Annotated in this window: 4 protein-coding genes; 3 read left to right on the top strand and 1 reads right to left on the bottom strand. The window is 70.2% G+C overall.

Translation table 11 applies throughout. The features are described from left to right. Positions 1 to 170: 170 nt before the first annotated feature. A complete protein-coding gene (aceA, locus tag HUX53_RS06385) occupies positions 171 to 1,454 on the bottom strand; it encodes an isocitrate lyase (RefSeq protein WP_176402234.1) in 1,284 nt (427 codons plus the stop codon). A 149-nt stretch (positions 1,455 to 1,603) separates the two neighbouring features. Between aceA and HUX53_RS06380 the strand changes: the two genes are divergently transcribed. The 3 genes from HUX53_RS06380 (at position 1,604) to HUX53_RS06370 (ending at position 5,430) form a co-directional block, all read left to right on the top strand. Then, complete coding sequence (locus HUX53_RS06380; protein ID WP_176402233.1) at positions 1,604 to 3,043, top strand: XRE family transcriptional regulator; 1,440 nt, start codon at positions 1,604 to 1,606, stop codon at positions 3,041 to 3,043. An 80-nt stretch (positions 3,044 to 3,123) separates the two neighbouring features. Beyond that, complete coding sequence (locus HUX53_RS06375) at positions 3,124 to 4,107, top strand: glucosyl-3-phosphoglycerate synthase (protein WP_176402232.1); 984 nt, start codon at positions 3,124 to 3,126, stop codon at positions 4,105 to 4,107. Positions 4,108 to 4,200: 93 nt separating this feature from the next. Then, on the top strand, positions 4,201 to 5,430 hold the full coding sequence (locus HUX53_RS06370; protein WP_176402231.1) for an acyl-CoA dehydrogenase family protein: 1,230 nt from the start codon (positions 4,201 to 4,203) through the stop codon (positions 5,428 to 5,430). Positions 5,431 to 5,536: the final 106 nt, after the last annotated feature.

The following is a 5,536-nucleotide window of genomic DNA, read 5'->3' as shown; positions in this document are numbered from 1 at the left end:
TTTGCTAGTCGAAGACGGATTTGGGTGTGGTTTGTTTTTTTGTGCGAGCGGAAGTCGGCATACGAGGTCGGAGTCCGTCGCGTGGGCTCGGGGATGTGTATGAGAGACAGGTGTAGGGCGCGGGGGCCTTCGGGGTTCGAGGGGGGATCAGACCGGAAGAGCGGGCCGGATCAGTGGAACTGGCCCTCTTCCGTGGAGCCCTTCAGGGCCGTGGTGGACGAGTCGGGGTTGATCGCGGTGCTGACCATGTCGAAGTAGCCGGTGCCGGCCTCGCGCTGGTGCTTGACCGCGGTGAAGCCCTTCTCGGCCGCCGCGAACTCGCGCTCCTGCAGCTCGACGTAGGCGCTCATGCCGTCGCTGGCGTAGCCGTGCGCGAGGTCGAACATGCTGTAGTTCAGCGCGTGGAACCCGGCCAGCGTGATGAACTGGAACTTGAAGCCCATGTGGCCGAGCTCGCGCTGGAACTTGGCGATGGTCGCGTCGTCCAGGTGCGCCTTCCAGTTGAAGGACGGCGAGCAGTTGTAGGCCAGCATCTGGTCCGGGTACTCGGCCTTGACCGCCTCGGCGAACTTGCGGGCCTGCTCCAGGTCCGGGGTGCCGGTCTCCATCCAGATGAGGTCGGAGTACGGCGCGTAGGCCTTGGCGCGGGCGATGCAGGGCTCGATGCCGTTGCGGACCCGGTAGAAGCCCTCGGCGGTGCGCTCGCCGGTGGTGAACTCGCGGTCGCGCTCGTCCACGTCCGTCGTGATCAGGGTCGCGGCCTCGGCGTCGGTCCGCGCGATGATCAGGGACGAAACGCCCGAGATGTCCGCCGCGAGGCGGGCCGTGTTGAGCGTCTTGATGTGCTGCGAGGTCGGGATGAGGACCTTGCCGCCCAGGTGGCCGCACTTCTTCTCGGAGGCCAGCTGGTCCTCCCAGTGCACGCCCGCCGCACCCGCGGCGATCATGCCCTTCATCAGCTCGAAGGCGTTCAGCACGCCGCCGAAGCCGGCCTCGGCGTCGGCCACGATCGGGGCGAGGAAGTGCGTGTCGCCCTCGCCCTCGGCCCACTGCACCTGGTCGGCGCGCAGCAGCGCGTTGTTGATGCGGCGGACCACGGCCGGAACCGAGTTCGCCGGGTAGATGCTCTGGTCCGGGTAGGTCTGGCCCGCCAGGTTGGCGTCGGCGGCGACCTGCCAGCCGGACAGGTAGATGGCCTTGAGGCCGGCCTTGACCTGCTGGACGGCCTGCAGCCCGGTCAGCGCGCCGAGGGAGTGGACGTAGTCCTCCTCGTGCAGGAGCTTCCACAGCCGCTCGGCGCCGAGGCGCGCGAGGGTGTGCTCCTCCTGGACCGAACCGCGGATCCGCACGACCTCCTCGGCCGTGTAGGTCCGCTCGACGCCGTTCCACCGGGCGTCGCTCTCCCACTGTCGCTGCAGCTCCTCGGCTGCGCCCTTGAGGCGACTGTCGCTCATGATCTCGCCCTTCCGTGTCGTCCCCTGGGTGCTTGCAACGACTATGCCCCGGTCGCAACCCCTAAATGAACTCGTGAGTAACGAAAGAACTGCGAAATTTCCGCTACCATGAAGCCGTGACGACCTTGCGACAAGAAGAACCCCTCAACTTGACGAGTGACGTAGACCTCGTCACCTTCGGGCAGCGGCTCCGGCATCTGCGCCGCGGCCGGGGGCTGACGCTGTCGGAGCTCGGCGAGCGCGTCGGCCGCGCCCCGTCCCAGCTGTCCCTGCTGGAGAACGGCCGGCGCGAGCCCAAGCTGACGCTGCTGCAGTCCCTCGCCGCCGCGCTGGAGTGCCCGGTGGAGGAGCTGCTGCGCCGGCAGCCGCCGAGCCGCCGCGCCCAGCTGGAGATCCAGCTGGAGGAGGCGCAGCGCGACCCGCTCTACCGGACGCTCGGCCTGTCGCACCTGAAGGTCGGCAAGCGGATGCCGAACGAGGTCATCGAGCACATCCTCGCCCTGTACGGCGAGCTGAAACGCAGCCGCACCAAGCCGACCGCCAGCCCGGAGGAGGCGCGCAAGGCCAACGCCGAGCTGCGCCGCCAGATGCACGAGCGCGGCAACCACTTCGCCGACATCGAGCGGGTCGCGTCCCAGACCCTCGACTCGGTCGGGTACCGGCGCGGCGCGGTGTCGCAGGGCCTGCTGATGACGCTGGTCGGCCACTTCGGCTTCAGCCTCCAGTACGTCCAGGACCTGCCGCGCTCCGTCCGTTCCGTCACCGACCTGCGCAACCGGCGGATCTACCTGGAGCGCGAGCAGCTCGGCATGCACACGCCGCGGACGATCCTGCTGCAGACGCTCGGGCACATCGCGCTCGACCACGACCAGCCGCGCGACTTCGCCGACTTCCTGCGGCAGCGCGTCGAGGCGAACTACTTCGGCGCGGCGATCCTGATGCCCGAGCGCAGCGTCGTCCCGTTCCTGCAGGAGGCCAAGCTGGCGCGGGAGCTGTCCGTGGAGGACCTGGCGGACGTCTTCTCCGTCTCCTACGAGATGGCCGCGCACCGCTTCACCAACATGGCGACCCACCACCTCGGCCTGCAGCTGCACTTCACCAAGAACGACGAGAACGGCACCATCTACAAGGCGTACGCCAACGACGGCCTGGCCTTCCCGCAGGACGAGGACGGCGCGATCGAGGGCCAGCGGATGTGCCGCGAGTGGGCCGGCCGGCACGTGTTCGGCGCCGCGGACCGCTTCTCCGTCTACTACCAGTACACCGACACCCCCAAGGGGACGTACTGGTGCCTGTCGCACATAGACCCCAGCCACGAGCGCGACTTCGCGATCACGCTCGGCGTCCGGTTCGAGGACTCGCGCTGGTTCCGCGGCCGGGAGACGACCCGGCGGGTCAAGTCGGCCTGCCCGGACGGCGACTGCTGCCAGCGTCCCCCCAAGGAGCTGTCGGACCGCTGGGAGGGCATGGCCTGGCCGTCGGCGCGCGCGCACTCGCACGTCCTGTCCGTCCTGCCGCCCGGCGCGTTCCCCGGCGTGGACGACGCCGACGTCTACGAGTTCCTCGACAAGCACGCCGCCGGTGAATGATCTGGGAGGATCTGGCGTTCCCTGTAGGTGAGGGGACGTCCGGTCCCGGAAGGGCCGGCCCCAGAGGGGAGGGAGAGCGCGTGCTGCCCGAGGTCGCGTCGTGGTCGGACCGCCGCACGAGCACGGCGGAGGACTGGCCGCCGCGCCTCCTGCTCGCTGCCAAGGGCGACATCAGGATCAGCGTCGTGCTGCCCGCGCGGGACGAGGAGGCCACGGTCGGCGCGATCGTCGCGGCCATCCGGACCGACCTGGTCGAGCGCGTCCCGCTGGTGGACGAGATCTTCGTGGTCGACTCCCGCTCAGCCGACCGGACCGCCGCCGTCGCCGCCGCCGCGGGCGCCGAGGTGGTCGCGCAGGACGCCGTCCTGCCCGGGCAGGGCCGCATGTCCGGCAAGGGCGAGGCGCTGTGGAAGTCGCTGTACGCGACGTCGGGCGACCTGCTGGTGTTCGTGGACGCCGACCTGCGCGAGTTCACCTCGTCCTACGTCACCGGGCTGCTCGGCCCGCTGCTGACCGACCCGTCCGTCGGCTACGTCAAGGGCTGCTACGACCGCCCGCTCGTGGACGGCGAGCACCGGGTCGAGGGCGGCGGCGGCCGGGTCACCGAGCTGGTCGCGCGCCCGCTGATCAACATGCACTGGCCGCTGCTCGCCGGCGTCATGCAGCCGCTCGGCGGCGAGTACGCCGGGCGGCGCGCGCTGCTGGAGCGGCTCCCGTTCGTCACCGGCTACGGCGTGGAGCTCGGCCTGCTGCTGGACGTCTACCAGGACTCCGGCCTGGACGCGATCGCCCAGGTCGACCTCGGCCGCCGGGTGCACGCGCACCAGTCCACCGAGGCGCTCGGCGCGATGTCCGGGCAGATCATGCTGACCGCCTGGTCGCGGCTGGAGCGGCACGGCAGGATGGTCCCGCTCGAGGCGCCGTCCACCGCGCTCACCCGGTTCCACCGCGGCCCGCACGGCCATGACGCCCGCACGACCGACGTCGCGGTGGGGGAGCGCCCGCCGATGATCGAGGTCCCCGGCTACGCCGCCGCCCGCTCGTTCTCCCCGGGGCGCCGGTAGCCCCCTGGTGACTCCGGCCACGGTGTTACCCGCGGTAACGCCGAATGGTGCTACCGTTGGTAACAGCGATATTGGAGAGAGGGTCGAATAATCATGACGAGCGCGGAGCAGACGCCGTTCTCCCTGGAGCCCAGCGAGGACGTCCGTGAGGTCCGGGACTGGGTGCACGAGTTCGCCAGGGACGTGATCCGCCCGGCGGCCGAGGAGTGGGACGAGCGCGAGGAGACCCCCTGGCCGCTGATCCAGGAGGCGTCCAAGGTCGGTATCTACTCGCTCGACTTCTTCGCCACCCAGTGGCTGGAGCCGACCGGCCTCGGCATCCCGGTGGCGTTCGAGGAGCTGTTCTGGGGCGACGCGGGCATCGCCCTCTCCATCGTGGGCACCGGCCTCGCCGCCGCGTCCGTAGCCGCCGTGGGCACCCCGGAGCAGACCGCCGAGTGGGTGCCGCAGATGTTCGGCAGCGCCGACGACGTCAAGCTCGGCGCGTTCTGCGCGTCCGAGCCCGACGCCGGCAGCGACGTGGGCTCGATCCGCACCCGCGCCGTCTTCGACGAGGCCAAGGACGAGTGGGTGCTGAACGGCACCAAGACCTGGGCGACCAACGGCGGCATCGCCGACGTCCATGTGATCGTGGCGTCGGTGTACCCCGAGCTGGGCAGCCGCGGCCAGGCCAGCTTCATCGTCCCGCCGAACACCCCGGGCCTGAAGCAAGGCCAGAAGTTCAAGAAGCACGGCATCCGCGCCTCGCACACCGCCGAGGTCGTCCTCGACGATGTGCGCGTCCCGTCGCACCTGATCGTCGGCGGCAAGGAGAAGTTCGACGAGCGCATCGCGCGCACCCGCGAGGGCAAGCGGTCCAAGGGCCAGGCCGCGCTGAAGACGTTCGAGACGACCCGCCCGTCCGTCGGCGCGATGGCGCTCGGCGTCGGCCGCGCCGCCTACGACTACGCCCTGCAGTACGCGCAGGAGCGCGAGCAGTTCGGCAAGAAGATCGGCGACTTCCAGGCCATCGCCTTCAAGCTCGCCGACATGAAGACCCGCCTGGACGCCGCGCGCCTCATGGTGTGGCGCGCCGCCTGGATGGCCCGCACCGGCAAGGACTTCGCCAACGCCGAGGGTTCGATGGCCAAGCTCATGGCCAGCGAGATGTCGGTGTACGTCACCGAGGAGGCCATCCAGATCCTCGGCGGCAACGGCTACACCCGCGAGTACCCGGTGGAGCGCATGCACCGCGACTCCAAGATCTTCACGATCTTCGAGGGCACCTCGGAGATCCAGCGCCTCGTCATCGGCCGCACCATCACGGGCCTGCCCGTCCGCTAGCCCGTCCGCCGGCCACTGCCGTGCGTGCACGGCCAGGCCGCCCGCGACGATCGCTGCCGGCGCCCCGGCCGCCGCCGGTGCCTCCGGGCTGTCTCTTATACACATT

The sequence above is a fragment of the Actinomadura sp. BRA 177 genome (assembly GCF_013372625.1).
GTDB lineage: Bacteria > Actinomycetota > Actinomycetes > Streptosporangiales > Streptosporangiaceae > Spirillospora.
Note: the sequence above shows the minus strand (reverse complement) of the source record. Positions and strands in the feature narration are given on the sequence as shown.